At 64.0% G+C, this 26,057-nt stretch carries 20 protein-coding genes; 10 read left to right on the top strand and 10 right to left on the bottom strand.

The features are described from left to right. Window positions 1-29: 29 nt before the first annotated feature. The 5 genes from LK03_RS01775 to LK03_RS01755 form a co-directional block, all read right to left on the bottom strand. A complete protein-coding gene (locus tag LK03_RS01775; RefSeq protein ID WP_038410825.1) occupies window positions 30-1,625 on the bottom strand; it encodes an ABC transporter substrate-binding protein in 1,596 nt (531 codons plus the stop codon). A gap of 69 nt (window positions 1,626-1,694) precedes the next feature. Then, on the bottom strand, window positions 1,695-3,071 hold the full coding sequence (locus tag LK03_RS01770) for an OprD family porin (RefSeq protein WP_038410824.1): 1,377 nt from the start codon (window positions 3,069-3,071) through the stop codon (window positions 1,695-1,697). A 151-nt stretch (window positions 3,072-3,222) separates the two neighbouring features. Further along, the gene (locus LK03_RS01765; RefSeq protein ID WP_038410823.1) at window positions 3,223-4,812 is read right to left on the bottom strand and encodes an ABC transporter substrate-binding protein; all 1,590 of its coding nucleotides are present in this window, start codon (window positions 4,810-4,812) and stop codon (window positions 3,223-3,225) included. 171 nt (window positions 4,813-4,983) lie between these two features. Next, window positions 4,984-6,609 carry an ABC transporter substrate-binding protein gene (locus tag LK03_RS01760; protein ID WP_038410822.1) on the bottom strand — a complete coding sequence of 542 codons (1,626 nt, stop codon included), beginning with the start codon at window positions 6,607-6,609 and terminating at the stop codon, window positions 4,984-4,986. A 326-nt stretch (window positions 6,610-6,935) separates the two neighbouring features. After that, window positions 6,936-7,649: an SIMPL domain-containing protein gene (locus tag LK03_RS01755; RefSeq protein WP_038410821.1), complete on the bottom strand. Its 714-nt coding sequence runs from the start codon at window positions 7,647-7,649 to the stop codon at window positions 6,936-6,938. Window positions 7,650-7,853: 204 nt separating this feature from the next. Here LK03_RS01755 and LK03_RS01750 point away from each other — a divergent pair, with 204 nt between their 5' ends. The 4 genes from LK03_RS01750 (at window position 7,854) to LK03_RS01735 (ending at window position 12,151) form a co-directional block, all read left to right on the top strand. Continuing rightward, on the top strand, window positions 7,854-9,110 hold the full coding sequence (locus LK03_RS01750) for an ATP-binding protein (RefSeq protein WP_038410820.1): 1,257 nt from the start codon (window positions 7,854-7,856) through the stop codon (window positions 9,108-9,110). Beyond that, complete coding sequence (locus LK03_RS01745) at window positions 9,110-9,670, top strand: response regulator transcription factor (protein WP_038410819.1); 561 nt, start codon at window positions 9,110-9,112, stop codon at window positions 9,668-9,670. Before LK03_RS01750 ends, LK03_RS01745 begins: the two co-directional genes overlap by 1 nt. Before the next feature lie 129 nt (window positions 9,671-9,799). Beyond that, on the top strand, window positions 9,800-10,741 hold the full coding sequence (locus tag LK03_RS01740; RefSeq protein WP_038410818.1) for an AEC family transporter: 942 nt from the start codon (window positions 9,800-9,802) through the stop codon (window positions 10,739-10,741). Between the two features lie 48 nt (window positions 10,742-10,789). Beyond that, window positions 10,790-12,151: an amino acid permease gene (locus tag LK03_RS01735; protein ID WP_038410817.1), complete on the top strand. Its 1,362-nt coding sequence runs from the start codon at window positions 10,790-10,792 to the stop codon at window positions 12,149-12,151. A 3-nt stretch (window positions 12,152-12,154) separates the two neighbouring features. Here LK03_RS01735 and LK03_RS01730 read toward each other — a convergent pair whose 3' ends face one another. From LK03_RS01730 to gatC, 5 genes are all read right to left on the bottom strand, one after another. Then, window positions 12,155-13,180 (bottom strand): calcium/sodium antiporter, encoded by a 1,026-nt coding sequence (locus LK03_RS01730; protein WP_430962066.1) that lies wholly within the window; start codon window positions 13,178-13,180, stop codon window positions 12,155-12,157. Between the two features lie 79 nt (window positions 13,181-13,259). Next, window positions 13,260-13,637 carry a septal ring lytic transglycosylase RlpA family protein gene (locus tag LK03_RS01725; RefSeq protein ID WP_038410816.1) on the bottom strand — a complete coding sequence of 126 codons (378 nt, stop codon included), beginning with the start codon at window positions 13,635-13,637 and terminating at the stop codon, window positions 13,260-13,262. A 64-nt stretch (window positions 13,638-13,701) separates the two neighbouring features. Further along, window positions 13,702-15,147 (bottom strand): Asp-tRNA(Asn)/Glu-tRNA(Gln) amidotransferase subunit GatB, encoded by a 1,446-nt coding sequence (gene gatB, locus LK03_RS01720; RefSeq protein ID WP_038410815.1) that lies wholly within the window; start codon window positions 15,145-15,147, stop codon window positions 13,702-13,704. A gap of 11 nt (window positions 15,148-15,158) precedes the next feature. Next, window positions 15,159-16,610 (bottom strand): Asp-tRNA(Asn)/Glu-tRNA(Gln) amidotransferase subunit GatA, encoded by a 1,452-nt coding sequence (gene gatA, locus LK03_RS01715; RefSeq protein WP_038410814.1) that lies wholly within the window; start codon window positions 16,608-16,610, stop codon window positions 15,159-15,161. Window positions 16,611-16,625: 15 nt separating this feature from the next. Next, entirely contained in the window at window positions 16,626-16,913 is a 288-nt protein-coding gene (gene gatC / locus LK03_RS01710) for an Asp-tRNA(Asn)/Glu-tRNA(Gln) amidotransferase subunit GatC (protein WP_038410813.1), read from the bottom strand. Between the two features lie 205 nt (window positions 16,914-17,118). Between gatC and mreB the strand changes: the two genes are divergently transcribed. From mreB to LK03_RS01680, 6 genes are all read left to right on the top strand, one after another. After that, window positions 17,119-18,156, top strand: coding sequence for a rod shape-determining protein MreB (gene mreB, locus LK03_RS01705; protein ID WP_038410812.1), 1,038 nt, complete (start codon window positions 17,119-17,121; stop codon window positions 18,154-18,156). A 210-nt stretch (window positions 18,157-18,366) separates the two neighbouring features. Continuing rightward, on the top strand, window positions 18,367-19,386 hold the full coding sequence (mreC, locus tag LK03_RS01700) for a rod shape-determining protein MreC (protein WP_430962065.1): 1,020 nt from the start codon (window positions 18,367-18,369) through the stop codon (window positions 19,384-19,386). Beyond that, a complete protein-coding gene (gene mreD, locus LK03_RS01695; RefSeq protein ID WP_028696026.1) occupies window positions 19,386-19,874 on the top strand; it encodes a rod shape-determining protein MreD in 489 nt (162 codons plus the stop codon). Before mreC ends, mreD begins: the two co-directional genes overlap by 1 nt. A 30-nt stretch (window positions 19,875-19,904) precedes the next feature. Further along, window positions 19,905-20,513 (top strand): Maf family protein, encoded by a 609-nt coding sequence (locus LK03_RS01690; protein WP_038410811.1) that lies wholly within the window; start codon window positions 19,905-19,907, stop codon window positions 20,511-20,513. A 54-nt stretch (window positions 20,514-20,567) separates the two neighbouring features. After that, window positions 20,568-22,025, top strand: a complete 1,458-nt coding sequence (gene rng, locus LK03_RS01685; RefSeq protein WP_038410810.1) for a ribonuclease G — start codon at window positions 20,568-20,570, stop codon at window positions 22,023-22,025. 73 nt (window positions 22,026-22,098) lie between these two features. Next, the gene (locus tag LK03_RS01680; protein WP_038410809.1) at window positions 22,099-25,929 is read left to right on the top strand and encodes a YhdP family protein; all 3,831 of its coding nucleotides are present in this window, start codon (window positions 22,099-22,101) and stop codon (window positions 25,927-25,929) included. The last annotated feature ends 128 nt before the right edge of the window (window positions 25,930-26,057 follow it).

The raw sequence follows: 26,057 nt of genomic DNA, 5'->3' as shown, positions 1-26,057 counted from the left end.
GGATAGGGGCCGGCGGTCGTTGTGCTGTCTTACTTCACCTGGGTCGTGGCGAAGTTGTTCTTGGTCGTTGGGCTGATCACATAGCCCTCGACGTTGTCGCGCAGGGCGGTGAACACCTTGGGGTGTGCGATGTTGATCCAGGGCTGGGCGGCATCGTACACCGCCAGCGCTTGCTCATAGAGTTTCGCGCGCTGCGCGGGTTCGATGATTCCCCGTGCCTGGTCGATCAACGCCTGGAATTGCGGGTCGCACCAGCGTGAATAGTTTTCGCCATTTTTCGCCGCTTCGCAGCCCAGCAGCGGGGCGAGGAAGTTGTCCGGATCACCGTTATCGCCCGCCCATCCTGCAGCGACCATGTCGTGCTCGCCACGCTTGGCCCGGCGCAGCATTTCCGCCCATTCCATCACGCGGATGTCGACGCGCAAGCCGATCTGCGCCAGGTCGGCCTGAAGCATTTCCGCCGCCAGGCGTGGATTGGGGTTGCTTGGGCCGCCGCCGTTGCGGGTGAACAGGGTCAGCGTGGTGCCGTCGGGCACGCCGGCTTCCTTGAGCAGCGCGCGGGCTTTGTTCAGGTCGCGTGGCAGGCTGTGCAGGCTCGCGTTGTAGCCCATCAGCGTCGGCGGGTAGGGGTTGACCGCCGGCAGCGCATTGCCCTTGCCGAACAGTTGCTCGACCAGCGCCTGGCGGTCGACGGCCATGTTGATCGCCTGGCGCACACGCACATCGTTAAGCCACGGGCGTTGGGTGTTGAGCGACACATAGCTGGTGACCATCGCTTCGATACCCGCCACTTTCAGGCGCGGGTCGGCTTCGATGGCCGACACGTCTTCGGGTTTGGGGTATAGCGCTATCTGGCATTCGTTGGCACGCAGCTTTTGCAGGCGCACGTTGTTGTCTGGGGTGATGACGAAGATCAGCGCCTCGGCCGGTGGCTTGCCGCGGAAGTAGGTGGGGTTGGCGGCGTAGCGCACCTGGGCATCCTTGCTGTAGCGCTGGAACACGAACGGCCCGGTGCCGATCGGCTTGCTGTTGAGCTCGGCGGTCTTGCCGGCGGCCAGGAGCTGGTCACCATATTCGGCCGAATAGATGGAGGTGAAGCCCATCGCCAAGTCATGCAGGAACGGCGCTTCGCGGCGGCTCAGAGTGAACACCACGGTGTAGTCGTCGGTTTTCTCCACCGAGCGGATCAGTTGTCCGAAGCCCATGCTTTCGAAGTATGGGAAGCCGACGCTGGCCTTGCTGTGCCAGGGGTGGCTTGGGTCGAGCTGACGCTGGAAGCTCCATAGCACGTCGTCGGCATTGAGTTCACGGCTGGGGCTGAACCAGGCGGTTCGATGAAACTGCACGCCTCGGCGCAGGTGAAAGGTGTACACCAGGCCGTCGTCACTGACCGACCAGCGCTCGGCCAGGGCCGGTTGCAACTCGGTGGTGCCAGGGACGAATTCCACCAGGCGGTTGAACAGGGTTTCGGCCGCCGCGTCGCCGGTGACGGCGGTGGTGTACTGGACGGTGTCGAAACCTTCCGGGCTGGCTTCGGTGCAGACCACCAGCGGCTTGGCCAGCGCCTGATCGGCCAGGCCCAGCAGCAGGGTCATCAGTAGGGCGTTGCGGGCAAGCGTCTTCATAGGGACTCCAGGGGTGACGAGATGCAGAATAGCTGCCACGGCCCGCCATGCAGGCCGTGGCACCCAACCTCAGAGCAGGCTGAACGGCAGCGTGGTGACCACGCGGAACTCGTCCAGGCTGCCATCGGCCTGACCGGCACTGGCGCGGTGGGCGCTGTAGGTGGCGCGAATCGCGGTGTTTTTCAACGGCCCGCTCTGTACTGCGTAGGTGGTGCCGAAGCCGTATTCATAGTGGTTTTCCCCCTGCATCCCACGCACGTCGTAGCCATTGCCGCGGTAATGGGTGCCATCGATGCCCCAGCCGCGGGCCTTGTAGATATTGAACTTGAGCCCCGGCACGCCGAAGGGTGCCATGTTCAGCACGTAGGAGAACTGCAGCGACTTTTCATTGGGCCCGTTGAAGTCCGACATCAGTGAGTTGGCGAGGAAAATGCCGTTGGTCTCGTGCAGGTAGTCGAAGTACTCGTTGCCGTTGATCTGCTGCCAGGCCACCGAGAACGTGTGCGCCTGATGGGTCAGGCCCAGCGACAGGCTGTAGGCATCGTTGTCGATCTCACCGAGCTTCTGCCGGCCGCTGTCGACGGTCTTGTAGTAGTTCAGGCCAGTGGCCAGGCTGAGCACATCGCTGTCGCCCAGGCTGTGGCTGGCGCCAAAGTAGTACTGGTTCCAGAAGTCTTCGACGTTGGCGGCATACAGGCTGGTGGTCAGGCTTTTCAGCGGTTGGTAATTGAGGCCGAACATGTTGACCCGATCGGTCTCGACTCCGGCGGCGCCGTATTCACTGCGAAACTTGCTCAGGCTCTGCTCGGTCCGCGGCGACACGCGATCGAAGGTGCCGGCGTCGAAGGTCAGGTTGTCGAATTCGGCGCTGTTGACGCTCACGCCCTGGAAGCTCGAGGGCAGCGCGCGGTTGCCGATGTAGGCGATCACCGGCGTGTCGACGCTGTGGCGCCCGGCGGTGAGGGTGGTGTTGGATACGCGCGCCTTGAGGTTGGCCAGGCCCAGCTTGCTCCACTGGGCGATCACGTCGCCGTCGCTGTGGGTCAGGGTGCGGTTGTTCGGCCCGGCCACCCGCGAGCGGCCTTGCTGCAAGGCCAGGGCGTGGTAGCCGGCCGCTTCCAGGGCAAAGCCCACCGTACCCTGGGTGAAGCCCGAGCTGTAGTTGAGCAGGGTGCCCTGTACCCAGTTCTCACGGCTGTGGCTGTCGTGCCGAGTGCCGTCGGCCTTGTAGTAGCGCCACAGTGGTCCGCGTGTCGAATGCTCGCGGCCATACCAGTTGCGCGTGCTCCCCGACACGCTTTGACCGGCGATGAAGCCTGGTGCCTCGGCTTGCGCTGAACCGCTGGCCAGTTGTACCGAGAGCGGCTCCTGGCTGATCGGCTCGGCATGGGCGAGGGGAATGAACGTGCACAAGGCCAGGGCCAGTGCAGTGTTGGCTGTTTTCAAGGTGAATGCTCCTTTCTCGTTATGACCCGCCTGGCAGGGCGGGGTAGGTGCGGCAGGGTGTTGCGAAACGAGTTCAGTGGGTCCTGTAGGCAAATTCCGGGTGCACGTCGCCACGGGAGTGGCGCGGCCACTCCCGGAGTTGGGTGAAGGGTTATTCGGTACTGACGCCGGAGAAGGTGTTGCGGCCGAACGGGCTGACCTGGAAATCGAGCACCGTGCGGCGAATCGGCTGATTGACGGTGGAATGCGCCACTGGAGTGATCGGCACCTGCTGTTTCAGGCGCTGCTGCGCACGCTGGTACAACGCTGTGCGTTGGGCCGGGTCGGTGATCCGCCGGGCCTGCTCGACCCATTGGTCGTATTCGCCGTCGCACCAGCGGGCGTAGTTGTTGCTGCCAATGGCGGCGCAGCTGTACAGCGTGCCGAGCCAGTTGTCCGGGTCGCCGTTGTCGCCGGTCCAGCCGACCAGGGCGATATCGTGCTCGCCATTCTTCAGGCGTTTGAGGTACTCGCCCCATTCATAGCTGACGATCCGCACGTTGAAGCCGATGGCCTGCCAGTCGGCCTGGAGCATCTGTGCCATGAGTTTGGCGTTGGGGTTGTAAGGGCGCTGCACCGGCATCGCCCACAGGGTGATTTCATGCCCCGGCTCGACTCCAGCTTCGGTAAGCAGGGCCTTGGCCTTGGCCGGATCGAACGGCGCATCCTTGATGGTGGCATCGTACGACCATTGGGTCGGCGGCATGGCGTTGACCGCCAGTTGCCCAGCCTCGCCATACACCGCCTGCAGGATCGCCGCCTTGTTCACCGCCATGTCCAGCGCCTGGCGCACCTTGAGCTGGTCGAACGGCGCGCGCTGGGTGTTGTAGGCGATGTAGCCCAGGTTGAAGCCGGCTTGCTGCAGCACCTGCAGCGCCGGTTCGGTCTTGAGCTGCGGCAGGTCGGCGGGGCGCGGGTTGAGGGTGACCTGACACTCGTTGCGGCGCAGCTTCTGCACCCGCACCGAGGGATCGACGTTGATCGAGAACACCAGAGTGTCGAGTCGGACCTGCTCGGGTGCCCAGTACTCGCGGTTGCCGCGGTAGCGAATCTGCGCGTCCTTCTGGTAGCGCTGGAACACGAACGGCCCGGTGCCGATCGGTTTGAGGTTGATGTCGGCGGGGCTGCCCTCGCTCAGCAGCTGCTCGGCATATTCGGCCGAGAGGATCGAGGCAAAGCTCATCGCCAGGTTCTGGATGAACGCTGCATCGACCTGGGCCAGGGTGAAGGTGACGGTCAGTGGGTCGGTGGAGTCGACGGCAAGGATGTTGCGGTCCAGGCCCATGCTGACGAAGTAGGGGAACTCGGTCGGGTAGGCCAGACGGAACGGGTGCTGCTTGTCGAGCATACGGCGCACGCTGAACAGCACATCGTCGGCGTTGAAGTCACGGGTCGGGGTGAAGGTGGCGTTACTGTGGAACCTGACGCCTTCACGCAGGTGGAAGGTGTAGCGCAGGCCATCGTCCGACACCTCCCAGTGGGTAGCCAGGGCCGGTTGCACGGCGGTGCCGCCGCGTTCGAACTCCACCAGGCGGTTGTACAGCGGCGCGCTGGCGTCGTTGTCGGTGGCGCTGGTGAATTGTGCCGTGTCGAAGCCTGCGGGGCTGCCCTCGGAGCAGAACACCAGGCTGTTGGCCAGCGCTGCGGCGCTGTGGCTGAGCAGGCCTGCGCCCAGTAAGGCGCATAGCAGAATCAAACGCATGACAACTCCTTGCCCAAGTCGATGAGTCCGTTGTACGCATGGGCATGCGCTGGCAGCAGACCACGCTTCGTCGAGCGAAAACGGCTGGCTGACGGTCGCATGCACTGCACGCGGATAAGAGAGGAAATCTCCGAGGCCGGGCGTAACGCTTCCCAAACCCTGTGCCTGCGGCTACTCGTTGACGCTGACGCCGTAGAACGAGTTGAGGCCGAACGGGCTGATCTTGAAGCCCTGCACCGATTTCCTCATGGGCTGGTACACCGTTGAGTGGGCGATGGGCGTCATCGGCACCTGTTCCTTGAGGATGCGCTGGGCCTGCTGGTAGAGCGCACTGCGCTGGGCCTGGTCGGAGGTGGCCTTGGCCTGCTTGATGAGGTCGTCGTAGGGCTTGTAGCACCACTTGGAGAAGTTGTTGCCGGCCAGCGAGTCGCAGCCGAACAGGGTGCCGAGCCAGTTGTCCGGGTCACCGTTGTCGCCACTCCAGCCGATCAGCATGGCGCCGTTCTCGCCACCCTTGGAGCGCTTGATGTACTCGCCCCACTCATAGCTGACGATATCGGCCTTGATGCCGATCTTGGCCCAGTCGGCCTGGAGCATCTGCGCCATGAGCCGGGCGTTGGGGTTGTACGGGCGCTGCACCGGCATGGCCCACAGGCTGATGTGGGTGCCTTCCTTGATACCGGCCTCCTTGAGCAGCGCCTTGGCCTTGATCGGGTCGAAGGGCACGTCCTTGATGCTGGTGTCGTACGACCACTGGGTCGGCGGCATGGCATTGACCGCCAGTTGCCCGGCACCCTGGTACACCGAGTCGATGATCTGCTGCTTGTTCACCGACATGTCCAGTGCCTGACGCACCTTGAGCTGGGCCATGGGGTTGGGCTGATCGCTGCCTTTGAGGGTGTCCATCACGTTGTAGGCGATGTAGCCAAGGTTGTAGCCGGCCTGTTCGGGCATCTGCAGGTTGGGGTCTTGCTTCAGCGCCTGGAGGTCGGCTGGGCGGGGGAACAGGGTTATCTGGCATTCGTTCTTGCGCAGCTTCTGGATGCGCACCGAGGGGTCGGTGGTGATGGTGAAGATCAGGCTGTCGAGCTTGACGTCATCGGGCTTCCAATAGTCCTGATTGCCCTTGAAGCGAATCACTGCGTCCTTCTGATAGCGGCTGAAGACGAACGGGCCGGTGCCGATCGGCTTCTGGTTGATGTCTGCCGCAGCGCCCTGCTTGAGCAATTGCTCGGCGTATTCGGCCGAATGAATCGAGGCAAAGCTCATTGCCAGGTTCTGGATGAAGGCGGCGTCGATCTGGTTGAGGGTGAAGCGCACGGTGTGCTCGTCGAGCTTCTCCACACGGGCGATGTTCTTGTCCATGCCCATGTCGGTGAAGTAGGGGAACTCGCTGGGGTATGCCTCGCGGAACGGGTGCTGGGCGTCGAGCATGCGGTTGAACGTGAACAACACGTCATCGGCCTGAAATTCGCGGCTGGGGGTGAAGTAGTCGGTGCGGTGGAACTTCACCCCTTCACGCAAGTGAAACGTGTAGGTCTTGCCGTCGTTGGACACCTCCCAGCGGCTGGCCAGGCCCGGTATCACCTGGGTGCCACCGCGTTCGAACTGGGTCAGGCGGTTGAACAGCGGTTCGGCCGAGGCATCGAAATCGGTCCCGGTGGTGTACTGGCCCGGGTCGAAACCGGCCGGGCTGCCCTCGGAACAGAACACCAGGTTGGAGGCTGCGACGGCGCTCGGGCTGGCGATCAGAAAGCCTGTGGCGAGCGCGAGCGGGATGACTGCATGTTTGAGCATGGTGGCCTCATTCTTGTCATTTTTCGGAGGAGATGGCCTCGTGAGCCGCACCGGATACTTGTCCAGGGTGGTGGGCTTTGCAATGTCGAAAAAGCGAATAAGGGTGAAAAAGTGGAACGAACGTACATCGATGTCGCATCGATATAAGTTCTTGAGGTTTTAAGGCTTTAATCCAGCTAATTTGCCGAAAATAGCAACTTTTTCAAGGTTTTTCGGGGCGTGAGAAGGGGCTTAAATGCCTGTAGGCAAGGGTTAACACGTAGGTAGGAATCTTTACCGATGAATGACCCAGGCCGCTTTGCGCAGCCTGGGTCGAGCAGCAAAAGTCAGGGCATCTGCACTTCGATCAGACCGTCTGCATTGAGCGTCACTTCGCTGGTGCCGGCCTCAATGTCAGGTGCTGGCGCCGCTTCGTCGCTCATGGCTTTCATCGCCATGGGTGCGCTGCGCAGGTAGGGGCGCGGGTAGCCGCTGCTGTTGAGGTTGAGGTTGACCACCTTGTAGCCCGACCCACCGAGCGCCTCGGTGGCCAGCTGGGCACGGGCCTTGAAGGCGTTGACCGCTTCCTTGAGCAGTTCGTCTTCGCTGGTCTTGCGCGTGGCCGGGGCGATGGAGAAGTCCATGCCGCCCATCTTCAGGTCTTGCAGCAGCTCGCCGGTGAGCTTGGACAGGGCCGGGAAGTCGGCGCTTTCCAGGCGCAGTTCAGCGCGTTCGCGCCAGCCGCTGATCTTCTGCCCCTTGCTGTCATAGACCGGGTAGCTGTTGCGGCTGCCCTGGCTGATCTTCACGTCCTTGACCTCACGGGCCTGTTGCACGGCCTTGTTCATGGTCTCGGTGATCTGCTTGGCGAGTTTGCCGGGGTCGGTGTTCTGCGCTTCGCTGTACAACGTCACGACCATCAGGTCGCGGGCGACTTCCTTGCTCACTTCGGCGCGCAGCGATACCTGGTTGTAGCGCGGTTCGTCCGCGGCCAGCGCGGGCAGGCTGGCCAGCAGGCCGCAGGTGATAATCACAGCGGTGCTGCGACGGGGCATGTGCATGTGTGGCTCCTTGGTGTTGACAGCGTTCGGTTGGGCGCGATGGGCTGCGCACCTGGCCAATCAGACCGACGACAGCAAATCGGGTTCAAAAGTGCCATCATGTAGCTGTATCAAAGTGTGGCGCTTTGCCGCATCGCTTCAGGGCGCAGCGCCATTTCGGTATACTCCGCGTGTTTTTCCCCGCCGTTGCCCTCAGGAGAGCTCATGCTCGCCGCCGTACATCCGTTGTCCGCTACCCGTCAGAACCTCTGGCGCCTGACCGTCATTCGGGTGCTGGTGCTGGCCGCCCAGGCCGGGTCAGTGGGCGTCGCCTACTGGACCGAACTGCTGCCATTACCCTGGCTGTCGCTGGCCCTGACCCTGGCGCTGTCGTCATTGCTGTGCGCTTTCACCGCCTTGCGTCTGCGCCTGTCGCTGCCGGTCACCGAACTCGAATACGCGTTACAGCTGGCCTGCGACCTGTTGATCCACAGTGCGCTGCTGTATTACTCGGGCGGTTCGACCAACCCGTTCGTTTCCTATTACCTGGTGCCGCTGGCGATCGCTGCGGTGACTTTGCCGTGGCTGTATTCACTGGTGCTCTCGGGCATCGCCCTGGCGGCCTACAGCCTGCTGCTGGTGCAGTTCTACCCCCTCGAAGACCTGCCCATGGCGCGGGACAAGATGCAGGTCTACGGCATGTGGCTGAGCATCGCCCTGGCCGCTGCGGTGATCACCTTCTTCGCTGCGCGCATGGCCGAGGAACTGCGCCGTGCCGAGCAGATGCGTGCAGAGCGCCGCGAAGACAGCCTGCGCGACGAGCAACTGCTGGCCGTCGCCACCCAGGCCGCCGGGGCTGCCCACGAGCTGGGTACGCCACTGGCGACCATGAGCGTGCTGCTCAATGAAATGCGCCAGGACCACCGCGACCCGCAACTGCAGGAAGACCTCGCCGTGCTGCAGGACCAGGTGCAGTCGTGCAAACACAGCCTGCAGCAGCTGGTGCGCGCTGCCGAGGCCAACCGGCGCATGGACATCGTCGAGCAGGACGTCACCGCCTGGCTCGACGAGGCGCTCAACCGCTGGCACCTGATGCGCCCGGAAACCAGCTACCGCTTCCAGCGTTTGCGCGATGGTGAAGTGCCAAGGCTGGCGCCGCCGCCCGACCTCACCCAGGCCTTGCTCAACCTGTTGAACAATGCCGCCGATGCCTGTCCGGACGACCTGCAGGTCTACCTCGACTGGAACGAGCAGGACATCCTGATCAGCATCCGCGACCATGGTCCGGGCGTGCCGCCGGCCATCGCCGAGGCCATTGGCAAACCCTTCATAACCACCAAGGGCAAAGGCTTCGGCCTTGGCCTGTTCCTGAGCAAGGCCAGCGTGACGCGTGCCGGCGGCTCGGTGAAACTCTATAGTCATGACCAGGGCGGCACCCTGACCGAACTGCGCCTGCCCTACGGCACGCGAGGAGAGCAATGATGAGCGATGAAATCCAGGTTGACGGCGAAGAGCTGCCCCACCTGCTGCTGGTAGATGACGACGCCACCTTTACCCGAGTCATGGCCCGGGCCATGAGCCGCCGCGGCTTTCGCGTCAGCACCGCAGCCTCCGCGGAAGAAGGCTACGAGCTGGCCAAGCGCGACCTGCCCGACTACGCCACCCTCGACCTGAAGATGGAAGGCGATTCGGGCCTGGTGCTGTTGCCCAAGCTGCTGGAGCTCGATGCGGAAATGCGCGTGGTAGTGCTGACCGGCTATTCGAGCATCGCCACCGCGGTCGAGGCGATCAAGCGCGGTGCCTGCAACTACCTGTGCAAACCGGCCGACGCCGACGACGTGCTGGCGGCACTGCTGTCCGAGCATGCCAACCTCGACACCCTGGTGCCGGAAAACCCGATGTCGGTCGACCGCTTGCAGTGGGAACACATCCAACGCGTGCTGACCGAGCACGAGGGCAATATTTCCGCCACCGCGCGGGCGCTGGGCATGCACCGGCGGACCCTGCAGCGCAAGTTGCAGAAGCGCCCGGTGCGGCGCTAAGCTTTGCCCTGGCCTATCAGGCAGTTCCTAGGCGGGAACTGCCTTTTTATTGCCTGTGGGAAACCGCAATTGCTGGCCGCTGGCGTATGATTAGCGCCCTCATTCCGCCACACCGGGACGTCCCGCCCCATGCTCGAGCTGCTGATCCAGACCCTGAACATCACGGCACCTGTGTTCGCCATGCTGTTTCTCGGCGTACTGCTCAAGCGTATCGGGTTGATCGACGATGCCTTCAATCGGGTGGCCTCGAACCTGGTGTTCAACGTGTGCATGCCGGCGCTGCTGTTCCTCGGCATCTACCATGCCGACCTGTCCAGCGCTGTGCAGCCAGGCCTGATCGTTTACTTCACCGTGGCCACGCTGATCGGTTTCGGTCTGTCGTGGTGGCTGGCGATCCGTCGCTGTGCGTATGCCGATCGTGGCATCTATACCCAGGGCAGCTTTCGCGGTAACAACGGCATCATCGGCCTGGCGCTGGCGGCGAGCCTGTATGGCGACCACGGCATTTCCCTCGGCGCGTTGCTCGCCGGCCTGGTGATCCTGCTCTACAACACGCTCTCGGCGGTGGTGCTGGCGGTGTATAGCCGCGAGCTCAAGTCCGACCCATTGAGCATCGCCAAGAGCGTGCTGAGCAATCCGCTGATCCTCAGTGTGCTGCTGGCCACCGCGCTGGCCTACGGCGAGGTAGCGTTGCCCAACTGGCTGCTGACCTCCGGCGACTACCTGGCGCAGATGAGCCTGCCGCTGGCGCTGATCTGCATCGGCGGCACGCTGTCGCTGCCGGCGCTGCGCGACAGCGGCAAGGTGGCCTTGGAGGTCAGCTTGTTGAAAATGCTCTGGCTACCGCTGCTGGGCACCCTGGGGGCCTGGCTGTGCGGGTTCCGCGGCGCCGAGCTGGGCATTCTGTTCCTGTATTTCGGCAGCCCCACCGCAGCGGCCAGCTATGTCATGGCCCGTGCAGCCCAGGGCAACCACCAGTTGGCGGCCTCGATCATCGTCATCACCACGCTGATGGCCGCCATCACCACCAATATCGGCATTTTCGTCTTGCAGTGGGGCGGATGGATCTAGATGCTCACTGCCGACTTCGCCACCGTTTTCTGAGCCATAGGACACCGCATGGACACGCAGCACTCGCCAGAACCGCTCAAACGCGGTCTGAAAAACCGTCACATCCAGTTGATCGCCCTGGGTGGAGCCATTGGCACGGGGCTGTTCCTCGGCATCGCCCAGACCATCCAGCTGGCCGGCCCCTCGGTGCTGCTCGGCTACGCGATCGCCGGTCTGATGGCGTTCTTCATCATGCGCCAGCTCGGCGAGATGGTGGTCGAGGAGCCGGTTGCCGGCAGCTTCAGCCACTTCGCGCACAACTACTGGAGCGAGTTCGCAGGCTTCGTCTCGGGCTGGAACTACTGGGTGGTGTATGTCCTGGTGGGCATGGCCGAGCTGACCGCGGTGGGGATCTACATCAAGTACTGGTGGCCGGACTTCCCCACCTGGGCCACGGCGGCGATCTTCTTCGTGGTGATCAACGCCATCAACCTGACCCAAGTGAAGGTGTATGGCGAGATGGAGTTCTGGTTCTCGCTGATCAAGGTGGCGGCCATCGTCAGCATGATCGGCTTCGGCGCCTGGCTGCTCGGCACCGGTAACGGCGGGCCGGATGCGAGCATCGCCAACCTGTGGCAACACGGCGGCTTCTTCCCCAATGGCATCACCGGCCTGGTCATGGCGCTGGCGGTGATCATGTTTTCCTTCGGCGGGCTGGAACTGGTTGGGATCACCGCTGCCGAGGCCGACAACCCACGGCTAAGCATTCCCAAGGCCACCAATCAGGTGGTCTACCGCATCCTGATCTTCTACATCGGCGCGCTGGCCGTGCTGCTGGCGCTGTACCCGTGGCAAAAGGTGGTGCAGGGCGGTAGTCCGTTCGTGATGATCTTCCATGAACTGGACAGCGACGTGGTGGCCACGGTGCTCAATGTGGTGGTGCTGACGGCGGCGCTGTCGGTCTACAACAGCTGTGTCTACGCCAACAGCCGCATGCTGTTCGGCCTGGCCAGCCAGGGCGATGCGCCGCGCCAGTTGCTCAAGCTCAATCGCCGTGGCGTGCCGTTGGCAGCGCTGGGGGTGTCGGCCGTGGCCACTGGGCTGTGCGTGGTGATCAACTACCTGATGCCAGGCGAGGCCTTCGGCCTGCTGATGGCCTTGGCGGTCTCGGCGCTGGTGATCAACTGGGCGAGCATCAGCATCACCCACCTGAAGTTCCGCAAGGCCAAGCTGGCCCAGGGGCAGACGCCGTTCTACCGCAGTTGGGGTCACCCGTTCACCAACTACCTGTGCCTGGCGTTCATCGTGCTGATCGTGGTGGTGATGTACCTAACCCCGCCGATTCGCATCTCGGTGGCGTTGATTCCGGCCTGGATCGCGGTGCTGGGTGTGGCCTTCAAGCTGAAGAAGCTGCGTCAGGCCAAGGCCTGAGCCTCATTGCTGGCGCCGCCAGGCACGCACGGTGGTGTACAGCAGAATGCCGGCCAGCGCCGGCAGCACATAGAACAGCATCAGCCGCTCGAGCTGCCCGGCCAGCGGCATGCCGGTGGTGAAGGCCACTATGTGCAGGCCGTACACCAGGTACAGGCCCAGCAACACCAGTCCTTCCGCGCGGGTGATGCGATAACCGGAATAGAACAGCGGCAGGCTCAATGCCGCGACGCCGAGCATCACCGGCAGGTCGAAGGCCAGGGCGTTGGGGGAGATCGACAGCGGCTGCGGCGTCACCAGGGCCGTCAGGCCCAGCACCGCCAGCAGATTGAACAGGTTGCTGCCGATCACCGTGCCGACGGCGATCTCCCGTTCGCCGCGTAACGCGGCGACCACCGCGGCGGCCAGTTCGGGCAACGAGGTGCACACTGCAACCACGGTCAGGCCGATGACCCGCTCCGACAAACCCAGGTCGGTCGCCACTTCCACCGCAGCTTCCAGCAGCAGATGCCCGGCCAGGCTCAGCAGCACGAAACCCAGCGCCACCTGCAACAGCGTGCCGGACCAGAACCGTGCACGCCCCACGTGGTGAATGAGGGGGGCTTGATAGGTGCGGGCGTAGTGCCGTGACTGGTGCCACAGCATCAGCAGATACCCCAGCAGGCCGAGCAGTAGCAGCGCACCTTCGATGCGGCCAAGCTCTGCGTTGCTCGCCAGCAGGTAGACCAGCGCGCTGGCGCCGATCATCAGGGGTAAATCGAGGCGTACCAGTTGCCGCGACACCCGCAGCGGGATGATCAGCGCGGTGAGCCCCAGCACCACCAGCAGGTTGAAGATGTTGCTGCCGATCACGCTACCCACGGCCACATCGGGCGCGCCCTGGTAGGCCGCTTGCAGGCTGACGGTCAGTTGTGGCGCGGTACTGCCGAAGGCCACCAGGCTCAAACCGATGATCAGTGGCCTTACGTGCAGTCGAGTGGCCAGGCGCAAGGCGGCGCGTACCAGCAGCTCGGCACCGATCACCAGCAGGATCAGCCCGCTGCTCAGTTGCAGCAGGCTGAAGGTGGGCAAAGTGGCGAGATCGAAAATGATCAGGACTCCTGAACGGTCATTGGCTCAGTCCTTGTACCCGCACCCGTGCGGTTCCGCTACGCAGCATGCCGATTTTTCCGGCCGCGGCGCGCGACAGATCGATCAGCCGCCCGCGACTGTGCGGGCCGCGGTCATTGATGCGCACCACCACACTGCGCTGGTTGGCCAGGTTGGTGACGCGCACGCGGCTGCCGAAAGCCAGGCTGCGGTGTGCGGCGGTCAGGGCGTTCTGGTTGAAGGGCTCGCCACTGGCGGTGCGCTTGCCGTGATGGCGTGCGCCGTACCAAGAGGCATTGCCGGTCTGGTCGTAGCCGCGGGGATCGATGGCGTCACTGGCGCAGCCAGTGAGCAGGGAAAACAGGGCGAAGGTGCCCAGGGAGCGTTTGAACTGCATGCGGGCTCCTTGGCGGAAAGTGAGTTGCCCAAGCGGCGAGCCGCCGCTCGGGCGAAGCCGAAACTCAGCCTTCGAGTTTGGCCTTGAGCAACTGGTTCACCTGTGCCGGGTTCGCCTTGCCCTTGGAGGCTTTCATCGCCTGGCCGACGAAGAAGCCGAACATCTTGCCGCGCTTGGCCTCATCGGCGGCGCGGTACTGCTCGACCTGCTCGGCATTGGCCGCCAGCATTTCGTCGAGCATCGACTCGATGGCGCCGCTGTCGGTGACCTGCTTGAGGCCCTTGCAGTCGATGATCGCATCGGCGTCGCCTTCGCCGGCGGCCATGGCTTCGAACACGGTCTTGGCGATCTTGCCGCTGATGGTGTTGTCACGGATGCGCAGCAGCATGCCGCCGAGCTGCTCGGCGCTGACCGGTGCCTGATCGATCTCCACGCCCAGCTTGTTGAGCAGACTGCCCAGCTCGACCATCACCCAGTTGGCGGCCAGTTTGGCATCGCCGCCGATCTTCACCACCTGCTCGAAGTAATCGGCCTGTTCGCGGCTGGCGGCCAGCACGTTGGCGTCGTAGGCCGACAGGCCGTACTGCTGCTGGAAGCGCTCGACCTTCTGCGTCGGCAATTCCGGCAGGGCGGCGCGGATGCTGTCGAGCAGTGCCGGTTCGATGACCACTGGCAGCAGGTCGGGATCGGGGAAGTAACGGTAGTCGTTGGCTTCCTCCTTGCTGCGCATCGAGCGGGTTTCGTCCTTGTTCGGGTCGTACAGGCGGGTTTCCTGGATGACCTTGCCGCCATCTTCGATCAGTTCGATCTGGCGCTGAATTTCGCTGTTGATGGCGCGTTCGATGAAGCGGAACGAGTTGACGTTCTTGATCTCGCAGCGGGTGCCGAATTCGCTCTGGCCCTTGGGCCGGATCGACACGTTGCAGTCGCAGCGCAGAGAGCCTTCGGCCATGTTGCCGTCGCAGATGCCCAGGTAGCGCACCAGGGCATGGATGGCCTTGACGTAGGCCACGGCCTCCTTGGCGCTGCGCATATCCGGTTCCGAGACAATCTCCAGCAGCGGCGTGCCGGCGCGGTTGAGGTCGATGCCGGTGGCGCCGTTGAAGTCTTCGTGCAGGCTTTTGCCGGCGTCTTCTTCAAGGTGCGCGCGGGTCACGCCGATGCGCTTGAGGGTGCCGTCTTCCAGGGCGATGTCCAGGTGACCCTTGCCGACGATCGGCAGGTCCATCTGGCTGATCTGGTAGCCCTTGGGCAGGTCGGGGTAGAAGTAGTTCTTGCGCGCGAAGACGTTGCGCGGCCCGATCTCGGCGTCGATCGCCAGGCCGAACATGCAGGCCATGCGTACCGCTTCCTGGTTGAGCACCGGCAGCACGCCGGGCATGCCCAGGTCGACCAGGCTGGCCTGGGTGTTCGGCTCGGAGCCGAAGGTGGTGGCGCTGCCGGAGAAAATCTTCGACTGGGTGGCGAGCTGGGTATGAATCTCCAGCCCGATCACAACTTCCCATTGCATGTGTGAATTCCTCAGAAGCCGTTGGGGGCACGGGTGTGCCAGTCGGTCACTTGCTGGTAGCGGTGGGCGACGTTGAGCAGGCGCGCTTCCTGGAAGTACGGCGCCAGCAGTTGCACGCCCACCGGCAGGCCATCGACGAACCCGGCCGGCATCGACAGGCCCGGCAGGCCCGCCAGGTTGGCGGTGATGGTGTAGACGTCTTCCAGGTAGGCGGCGACCGGGTCGTTGCCCTTGGCGCCGAGCTTCCAGGCCAGGTTCGGCGTGGTCGGGCCGAGAATCAGGTCGACGTCTTCGAAGGCCGCCATGAAGTCGTTCTTGATCAGCCGACGGATCTTCTGCGCCTTGAGGTAGTAGGCATCGTAGTAGCCGGCCGACAGCGCATAGGCGCCGACCATGATGCGCCGCTGCACCTCGACGCCGAAGCCTTCGCCACGCGAACGCTTGTACAGGTCGGTGAGGTCCTTGGGGTTGTCGCAGCGGTAGCCGAAGCGCACGCCGTCGAAGCGCGACAGGTTCGAGGAGGCCTCGGCCGGGGCGATCACGTAGTACGCGGCGATGGCATGCTGCATGTTCGGCAGGCTGATTTCCTTGATCACCGCGCCGAGCTTTTGCAGTTCCTGGATGCTGGCCTGGACCTGTTCGGCGATGCGCGGGTCGAGGCCGGCGCCGAAGTATTCCTTGGGAATGCCGATGCGCAGACCCTGCAGCGACGCCTCGAGGCTGGCGCTGTAGTCAGGCACCGGTTCGTCGATGGAGGTGGAGTCGTTGGCATCGAAGCCGGCCATACCTTGCAGTAGCAAGGCGCAGTCTTCGGCGCTGCGGGCCATCGGGCCGCCCTGATCGAGGCTCGAGGCGTAGGCGATCATGCCCCAGCGCGAGACCCGGCCATAGGTCGGCTTGAGCCCGGTGAGGCTGGTCAGCGCGGCCGGCTGGCGAATCGAGCCACCGGTGTCGGTGCCGGTGGCAACCGGGGTCAGGCGTGCAGCGACAGCCGCCGCCGAGCCACCCGACGAGCCGCCAGGGACGTGCTCGAGATTCCACGGGTTCTTCACCGCGCCGTAGTGGCTCGACTCGTTGGCCGAGCCCATGGCGAACTCGTCCATGTTGGTCTTGCCGAGGGTGACCATGCCGGCTGCGGCCAGCTTGGCGACCACGGTGGCGTCGTAGGGCGCGGTGAAGTTGTCGAGCATCTTCGACGCGCAGCTGGTGCGCACGCCCTGTGTGCAGAACAGGTCCTTGTGGGCGATCGGCGCGCCGAGCAGGGCGCCGCTCTCGCCGGCTGCGCGGCGTGCGTCGGCGGCCCGCGCCTGCTGCATCGCAAGGTCTTCGGTAACGGTGATGAAGCTGTTGAGCTGCGGGTCGAGGGACTTGATCCGCGCCAGCAGGGTGGTGGTCAGTTCTTCGGCGGAAAACGACTTGTCGGCGAGTCCGCGAGCGATCTCGGCCAGGGTCAATTGATGCATGGCAGGCTCTATCCCTTACTCGATGACTTTCGGAACCAGATACAGACCGTTTTCGGTCGCAGGGGCGATGGCCTGGTAGGCGTCGCGCTGGTTGCGTTCGGTGACCTGGTCGGCGCGCAGGCGCTGGCTGGCTTCCAGGGGGTGGGCGAGTGGCTCGATACCGTCGGTGTCGACCGCTTGCATCTGGTCGACGAGGCCGAGAATGCTGTTCAGGGCATCGGTGATGTGGGGCAGCTCGGCTTCATTCAGGCCCAGGCGGGCCAGATGAGCGATCTTTTCCACGTCGCAACGTTGAAGCGCCATGGGGTTCTCCAGGACTATGAAACAAAAAGGAACAATTGTGCCATGAGGAACATGCTGCGGCTTTGACGGTCAAAGGGCCGCGATCTTCTGCTGGCGTGCTCGGAAAAACTGCCAATTTAACATATTGGCTCCTTGCCCAAAATCCCCGCCATTGTTAGAGTTTGCCGCACTTTTTTACCCACGCTTTCCCCAGGGTCACTTTCCCATGTTCAAGAAACTGCGTGGCATGTTTTCCAGCGATCTGTCGATCGACCTGGGGACGGCCAACACTCTAATCTACGTGCGTGAGCGCGGTATCGTACTGAATGAGCCCTCGGTTGTTGCCATCCGGACCCACGGCAACCAGAAAAGCGTCGTCGCTGTCGGTACCGATGCCAAGCGCATGTTGGGTCGTACCCCTGGCAACATCGCCGCCATTCGTCCGATGAAGGATGGCGTGATCGCCGATTTCAGCGTTTGTGAAAAGATGCTGCAGTACTTCATCAACAAGGTGCATGAGAACAGTTTCCTGCAGCCCAGCCCACGCGTGCTGATCTGCGTACCCTGCAAGTCGACCCAGGTCGAGCGCCGTGCCATCCGCGAGTCGGCCCTCGGCGCCGGTGCCCGTGAGGTGTTCCTCATCGAAGAACCCATGGCCGCAGCCATCGGTGCCGGCCTGCCGGTCGAGGAGGCGCGTGGCTCGATGGTCGTCGACATCGGCGGCGGCACCACCGAAATTGCCCTGATTTCCCTCAATGGCGTGGTCTACGCCGAATCCGTACGGGTCGGTGGCGACCGTTTCGACGAAGCCATCGTCACCTACGTGCGCCGCAACTACGGCAGCCTGATCGGCGAATCCACCGCCGAACGCATCAAGCAGGAAATCGGCACCGCCTACCCGGGTGGCGAAACCCGTGAAGTCGATGTCCGCGGCCGTAACCTGGCCGAAGGTGTACCGCGCGCTTTCACCCTCAATTCCAACGAAGTGCTCGAAGCGCTGCAGGAATCGCTGGCGACCATCGTTCAGGCGGTCAAGAGCGCGCTGGAGCAATCGCCGCCGGAGCTAGCCTCCGACATCGCCGAGCGCGGCCTGGTGCTGACCGGTGGTGGTGCACTGCTGCGTGACCTGGACAAACTGCTGGCCCAGGAAACCGGGCTGCCGGTGATCGTCGCCGAAGACCCGCTGACCTGCGTCGCTCGCGGCGGTGGCCGCGCTCTGGAGATGATGGACAAGCACGCCATGGACCTGCTCTCGAGCGAGTGACCGACACCGTCGCTGTCTACCCGGAACGTTTCCCTCCGGTTTACAGGTAGCACGGGCAGTGCTACCTGTATGCGTCGGCTGGCGCCGATCTGCGCCGCTTCCGTCAACCCGCAACCAGGCTGGTGCGTTGTCCCATGTCCAATGACCTCCTGAGTCGTCCACGAGGAACGGCCCATTAAACCGCTTTTCTCCAAAGGCCCCTCGCTGGGCATCCACCTGTTGGTTCTGGTCGTGCTCTCGGTCGCCTTGATGGTGGTCGATGCGCGCTTCGCCGTGCTCAAGCCGGTGCGCAGCCAGATGGGCCTGGTGTTGATGGAGTCGTACTGGATCACCGACCTGCCGCAGCGGCTCTGGCAGGGTGTGGCGGGGCAGTTCGGCAGCCGTACCGAGCTGATCGCCGAGAACGAGAAACTCAAGACCGAGGCGCTGCTGTTGCAGGGCCGGCTGCAAAAGTTGGCCGCCCTCACCGAGCAGAACGTGCGCCTGCGCGAACTGCTCAACTCCTCGGCACTGGTCAACGAGAAGGTCGAAGTCGCCGAACTGATCGGCGTCGATCCCAATCCGTTCACCCATCGCATCCTCATCAACAAGGGCGAGCGTGACGGTGTGTTCCTCGGCCAGCCGGTGCTCGATGCCCGCGGCCTGATGGGCCAGGTGGTCGAGCTGATGCCCTACACCTCGCGGGTGTTGCTGCTGACCGACTCCACCCACAGCATTCCGGTGCAGATCAACCGCAACGGCCTGCGCGCCATCGCCAGCGGCACGGGTAACCCCGAGCGCCTGGAGTTGCGCCATGTGGCCGACACCGCCGACGTCAAGGAAGGCGACCTGCTGGTCAGCTCGGGCATGGGCGAACGCTTCCCCGCAGGCTACCCGGTGGCAACGGTCAACCAGGTGATTCACGACAGCGGGCAACCTTTCGCCATCGTCCGCGCCATCCCCACCGCCGCCCTCAACCGCAGCCGCTACATGCTGCTGGTGTTCACCGACAGCCGCACCCCCGAACAACGCGCCACCGAGGCGGCCATGGCCCAGGAAGAGGCCGACCGCAAGGGCACCAGCGCAGCGCCCGCAGCGCCTGCCAACGCGACGACCCCGGCGGCACCAGCGAACGATCAAGGCACGCCCTCGGCACCCACCAACGCCGCGCCATCGTCGTCGGCCCCGGCGCAGCCTTCGGCGACCCCGGCGCAACCGGCAGCGACGCCGGAACAACCGCGGAGGCCATGATGCCCAGTACCCGTAGCAACCATGGCTGGGTGATCTGGCTGACCTTCGCCCTGGGCCTCTTGCTCAGCGTGTCGCCCATGCCGCAGTTCATGGAGGTGTTCCGCCCGATGTGGCTGGCCATGCTGGTGGCCTTCTGGGCCCTGGCCGTGCCAAACCGCGTAGGCATGACCACCGGCTTCGTGCTGGGACTGGCCGAAGACGTGCTGTACGGCACCCTGCTCGGGCAGAACGCGTTGGTGCTGACGCTGATCACCTTCCTCGTGCTGACCCTGCAGCAGCGCATGCGCAACTTCCCCATGTGGCAGCAAAGCCTGGTCATTCTGGTCATCTTCGGCATCGCCCAGCTGGTGCAGTTGTGGCTCAGCGCGCTGACCGGCAACCGTCTGCCGACCCTGGCACTGGTGTGGTCGGCGGTGGTCAGTGCGGTGCTCTGGCCCTGGCTGAGCTTTGCCTTGCGCGATGTGCGTCGGCGTCTGCGTATCAACTAACGGTTGCCCCCATCGACAAGGATACGTCCCATGCCCTCGCTGTACCTGGCCTCAGGCTCGCCACGCCGCCGTGAACTGCTGACCCAGGTGGGCATCGCCTTCACCCCCATCAGTGCCCCCATCGACGAAACCCCACTGGCCAATGAAGCCGCGAGCGCCTATGTCGAGCGCCTGGCGCGGGCCAAGGCCGCCGCCGGGCGCGCCCTAGCACCTGCCGAGGCAGTGGTGCTGGGTGCCGATACCGCCGTGGTGCTCGACGGACACATTCTTGGCAAGCCGCAAAGCGCCGAGCATGCCCAGGCCATGCTGCTCGCCTTGAGCGGACGTAGCCACCAGGTGCTCACTGCCGTCGCGGTCAGCGATGCGACGCGCAGTATCAGCCTGTGCGTGAGTAGTGAGGTCACCTTCCGCGTCATCAGCCTGGCCGAAATACAGCGCTACTGGCGTAGCGGCGAACCTGCCGACAAGGCGGCGGGCTATGCCATCCAGGGCTTGGGTGCGGTGTTCGTCAGTGGTCTGGTGGGCAGCTATTCGGCCGTGGTCGGTCTGCCTTTGCTGGAAACCGTCGAGCTGCTGGCGCGCTTTGGCATCGACTGCTGGAGCGAGGTATCAGTGGTTGATGAGGTGAAGTCGTACTAGCAAGGCGGCAGTTCGCCATCCATCATTAACCCCATACTTTGACGAGAAGCTGCCATGAGCGAAGAGATTCTGATTAACATCACGCCGATGGAATCACGCGTGGCAGTGGTCGAAAACGGGGTACTGCAAGAGGTCCACGTCGAGCGCACGTTGCGCCGTGGCATCGTCGGCAACATCTACAAGGGCAAGGTCGTGCGTGTGCTGCCGGGTATGCAGGCTGCGTTCGTCGACATCGGTCTGGAGCGCGCAGCGTTCATCCATGCCTCGGAAATCTCCCAGCGCGAAGGCTCGGCAGTCGAGACCATCAGTGCGCTGGTGCATGAAGGCCAGGGCCTGGTCGTGCAGGTGACCAAAGACCCGATCGGCACCAAGGGCGCGCGGCTGACCACGCAACTGTCGATTCCCTCGCGCTACCTGGTGTACATGCCACGCAGCAGTCATGTCGGCATATCCCTGAAGATCGAAGACGAAGCCGAGCGTGATCGCCTCAAGCAGGTGGTCAGCGACTGCATGGCCAAGGAAGAAATGAAGGATGCCGGCGGCTTCATCCTGCGCACGGCGGCTGAAGGCGCCCGTGCCGAGGACATCCTGCAGGACATCCGCTACCTGCGGCGCCTGTGGGAGCAGATCGGCAGCCAGATGAAGACCTGCGGCGCGCCCACGGTGATCTACGAAGACCTCGGCCTGGCATTGCGCACCTTGCGCGATTTGGTCCACGGCAAGATCGAGAAAATTCGCATCGACTCGCGGGAAACATTCCAGAAAACCATGCAGTTCGTCAGCGAGCTGATGCCGGAAATCGCCAGCCGCCTGGAGCATTATCCCGGCGAGCGGCCCATCTTCGACTTGTATGGGGTCGAAGATGAAATCCAGCGCGCCCTGGAGCGCAAGGTCCCGCTCAAGTCCGGTGGCTACCTGGTGGTCGACCCTGCCGAGGCGATGACCACCATCGACGTCAACACCGGCGCTTTCGTCGGCCATCGCAACCTTGAGGAAACCATCTTCAAGACCAACCTCGAGGCCGCCACCTCCATCGCCCGGCAACTGCGTCTGCGCAACCTAGGTGGCATCATCATTATCGACTTCATCGACATGGAAGACGAAGAGCATCAGCGCCAGGTACTGCGCACCCTGGAAAAGCAGCTCGAACGCGACCATGCCAAGACCAACATCATCGGCATCACCGAGCTGGGCCTGGTGCAGATGACCCGCAAGCGCACCCGGGAAAGCCTCGAGCAGGTGCTCTGCGAGCCGTGCAGCGCCTGTCAGGGCCGCGGGCGGATCAAGACCCCGGAAACCACCTGCTATGAAATCTTCCGGGAAATCCTGCGCGTCGCCCGTGCCTACCAGGCCGAGGGGTATCGGGTGCTGGCCAATCAGAAAGTGGTCGATCGCCTGCTCGACGAAGAGTCGGGCAACGTCGCCGAGCTGGAAACCTTCATCGGTCGAACCATCCGCTTCCAGGTCGAGTCCATGTATTCGCAGGAGCAGTACGACGTGGTGCTGCTCTGAGCGGCGCTGACGCCGCAGGCCGGCAGGCGCGCACCCTGCCGGAGACGATTATCGAGGCACCACTGGGAGGGCCATGGCCATGGGGCGTCTGAGTCGCGTTCCCGGTGCCTTGACCCGTTGGGGACTGGGCATCTGTGCACTGCTGATCGTACTGCTGGCGCTTTACGTCAGCCTGGGCCGTGCGCTCGTGCCGCTGGTGGGCGAGTATCGCGCCGAGGTCGAAGCCAAGCTTGCCGACGCGGTCGGTCAGCCAGTGCACATCGGCGCCTTGCAAGGTCGCTGGAGTCGGCTGGTGCCGGTGCTCAGCCTGCGTGACCTGCAGATTGGCGAGGGCGCCAACGCGCTGCGTCTGGATGAAGTCAAGGTAGTGCCCGACCTGCTTGGCAGCCTGAAAGCCTGGCAGCCACGCCTGGCGCGGGTCCAGCTCAGTGGTGTGCAACTGATCGCCCGGGAAAACGCCGAGGGCCAATGGGCCATCGAAGGGCTGCCCAAGCAGGACGACCAACCCTTCGATCCGGCGCGGGTCTTGCGCCAGTTGCGTCAACTGGGGCGGGTCGATGTCTTCGACAGCCAACTCACCGTGCACCCCTGGCAGCGCGAACCGCTGACCCTCACCTACGTCGATGTCGGCCTGCGCGCGGGCAGCACTCGGCAACGTCTGGAGGTGAAGGCCACCTTGCCCGATGGCCAGCCGCTGGCTGCAGTGTTGCACAGCCAGGCGCGCGCCGACGCTTGGCGCGAGGGTGCCGTGCAGGCTTACCTGAGTGTGCCGCAAAGCGACTGGGCGCAATGGCTGCCGCCGCGCCTGTTGGGCGAGTGGAAGGCGCAAGCCTTGCAGGCCGGGGGCGAGTTCTGGCTCGACTGGCAGCAACGGCAACTGCAAAGCGCGGTAGCACGTGTGCAGGCCCCGCATCTGCGCGGCGCCTATGCCAAGCGCAAGCCCATCGATGTCGACCAGCTGGCGCTGTCGGCCTGGCTGCAGCGCAAGCCCGAGGGGCTTGAACTGCTGGTCGATTCGCTCTCGGCGAAGCTGGGCGAATCGCCGTGGCAGACGCGGCTCAAGGCTCAGCAACTCACTGGCGATACGCCCGAGAAGGAGCGCTGGCAGGTGCAGGCCGATCGGCTCGACCTGACGCCGCTGACCCCGGTGATCCAGTCCCTGGCGCCGCTGTCGCAGCAACTGATGACCGTGGTCGACTCGCTCAAGGTCAAAGGGGGGCTGCGCAACGTGCGGCTCGACGTGCGGCCCAAGGCCGAGGGCGACCAGCGGGTGCAGTTCGCGGCCAACCTCGAACGCATCGGGTTCGCCGCCTACCACGGCGCGCCGGCAGCGGATAACGTCAGCGGCAGCATCAGCGGTGACCTGGGCCATGGTGAGCTGCGCCTGGACACCGATGCCTTCATGCTGCACCTGTACCCGATCTTCGAGAAACCCTGGCACTACCAGAAGGCCAATGCACGGCTGACCTGGACCCTCGACAAACAGGCCTTCACCCTGGTCGCGCCCTACCTGAAAGTACGCGGCGAGGAGGGCAACATCGCCGGCGATTTCCTGATCCGCATCTTTCTCGAGAAAGGCCATGAAGACTACATGGACCTGCGCGTCGGTCTGACCGACGGCGACGGCCGCTACACCGCCAAATACCTGCCCGAAGTCTTGAGCCCGGCTGTCGACGAATGGCTACGCACCGCCATCGTCAAAGGCAGCGTCAACGAGGGTTACTTCCAGTACCAAGGCTCGCTGCACCACGACGCCCCACCGCACTCGCGCAGCATCAGCCTGTTCTTCGATGTACGCGACGCCGCGCTGGACTTCCAGCCAGGCTGGCCCCAGGTGCGTGAGGTGGATGGCAAGGTCTATATCGATGATGCGGGAGTGCGTATCGCCGCCGAGCGGGGGCTGCTGCTCGACACCAAGGTCAGCCAGGTCAAGGTCGATATCCCGCATGTCGAAGAAGATCAGCACAGCCATCTGCTGCTGCAGGGGGCGGTGGACGGCAAGCTGGCCGATGGCCTGAAGATTCTTCAGCAGGCGCCGATCGGCACCGAGGAGATATTCGCGGGTTGGGAAGGCAGCGGGCCGCTCAAGGGCAAGCTCAAGCTGGACATTCCCCTGGCCAAGGGCGACCAGCCCAAAGTACTGGTGGACTTCTCGACCCGTGATGCGACCCTGAAAATCGCCTCGCCTGAATTGCAGTTGAGTCGCCTGGGCGGCGAGTTCCGCTTCGATCTGGCCAAGGGCCTGAGCGCGGGAGATGTGACCTTCAACGCCTTTGGCCGGCCGGTCAGGGCGCAGATCAGCGCCGAGGGGCAGGGCGGGCAGATGCAGACGCGCATCGACGCCACCGGGCAGATGGCCCTGAGCACCCTGACCGACTGGCTGAAGTTCAAGCACGCGCTACCGGCCAGCGGCGAGATTCCCTATCGGCTGCAACTGCATTTGGGCAGCCTCGACAACCGCCTGGTGGTCGATTCGACCCTCAAGGGCTTGCAGATCGACTTGCCAGTGCCTTTCGGCAAAGCCACCTCGACGGTGCGTGACAGCCGCTTCAGCATGAACCTCGACGGCTCGCAGCGACGCATCGATGCGCGTTACAGCGACCTTGCACAACTGGCCTACGTGGCACCGGCCGACGCGCTCGACCAGGGCCGCGGCGAAGTCCTGCTGGGCAGTGGCCAGGCGACGCCTCCGGCCAGTCGCGGCCTGCGCGTACGCGGGCGAGTCGAAAACCTCGACGTGCAGGAATGGCAACAGCAAGGGAGCCGCTTTGCCGGTGACGATCCTGGCGGCAGTGCGCGGCAGGTGTTGCAGAGCGTCGATTTGAGTGTCGGCCGTCTGAAGGTCTACGACATGACGCTCAATCAGGCCGTGGTGCGCCTGGCCCGCAGCGGCAGTGCCTGGGACTTGCGCCTGGACAGCCGCGAAGTCATTGGCGATGCCCGCCTGCCCGATGCCAAGGCCGCGCCGCTGGTGGTGCGCCTGCGCACCCTGCGCCTGCCGCCAGCGCAGACTGACGCTGTCGCCGAGCAGCAGAACGCCAATGGCCGAGACCCACTGGCCAGCTTCGATCCGCGGCGCACGCCGGCGCTGGATCTGATCATCGACAAGCTGTACCGCGGCGACGATTTCTACGGCCGGGTCGGCGTGCAACTGCGGCCCACCGCGCGTGGTGTGTCGGTCAACAGCCTGGACCTTGACATGAAGGGCTTGCAGGTGACCGGCAGCGGTGCCTGGGAAGGGGACTCGGGACGTACCAGCAGCTGGTACAAGGGGCGTGTCGGCGGGCGCGATCTGTCAGAGGTGCTCAAGGCCTGGGGCTTCGCGCCGTCGGTGACCAGCCGAGAATTCCATATGGACATCGATGCCCGCTGGCCGGGTTCGCCGGCCTGGATCGGCCTGGACCGCCTCTCTGGCAGTCTGCAAGCTTCGCTGCGCAATGGTCGTTTCGTCGAGGTCGAGGGCGGCGCCCAGGCACTGCGGATTTTCGGCTTGCTCAACTTCAACTCCCTTGGCCGGCGCCTGCGCCTGGACTTCTCCGACCTGTTCGCCAAGGGCCTGGCCTATGACCGGGTCAAAGGTCACCTGGTGGCCAGCCAGGGCGTGTATGTCACCCGCGAGCCGATCAGCATGACCGGCCCGTCGAGCAACATCGACATCGACGGCACTCTGGACATGGTGCGCGAGCGGGTGGCGGCCAACGTGCAGGTGTCCCTGCCGGTGACCAACAACCTGCCGCTGGCGGCGTTGATCGTCGGCGCCCCGGCCATTGGTGGCGCGCTGTTCATCGTCGATCAACTGATCGGCGACCGGGTGTCGCGCTTTGCCAGCGTGCATTACCGCGTCGAGGGCCCGTACAAAGAGCCTAAAATCACCTTCGTGAAGCCTTTTGATAAATCGCGCTAGGCTCTGTACGAAAAGTACTGAGACGCCGGGGGGACAAGGCGAAAACAGCCGAGGAAGCGGAGTTTACTGGTTGTAAATGAGCATTCCGAGGCTGTTTTCAACGCAGTATCACCAAGTATCAGGGCTTT

It is taken from the genome of Pseudomonas cremoricolorata (assembly GCF_000759535.1).
GTDB lineage: Bacteria > Pseudomonadota > Gammaproteobacteria > Pseudomonadales > Pseudomonadaceae > Aquipseudomonas > Aquipseudomonas cremoricolorata_A.
Note: the sequence above shows the minus strand (reverse complement) of the source record. Positions and strands in the feature narration are given on the sequence as shown.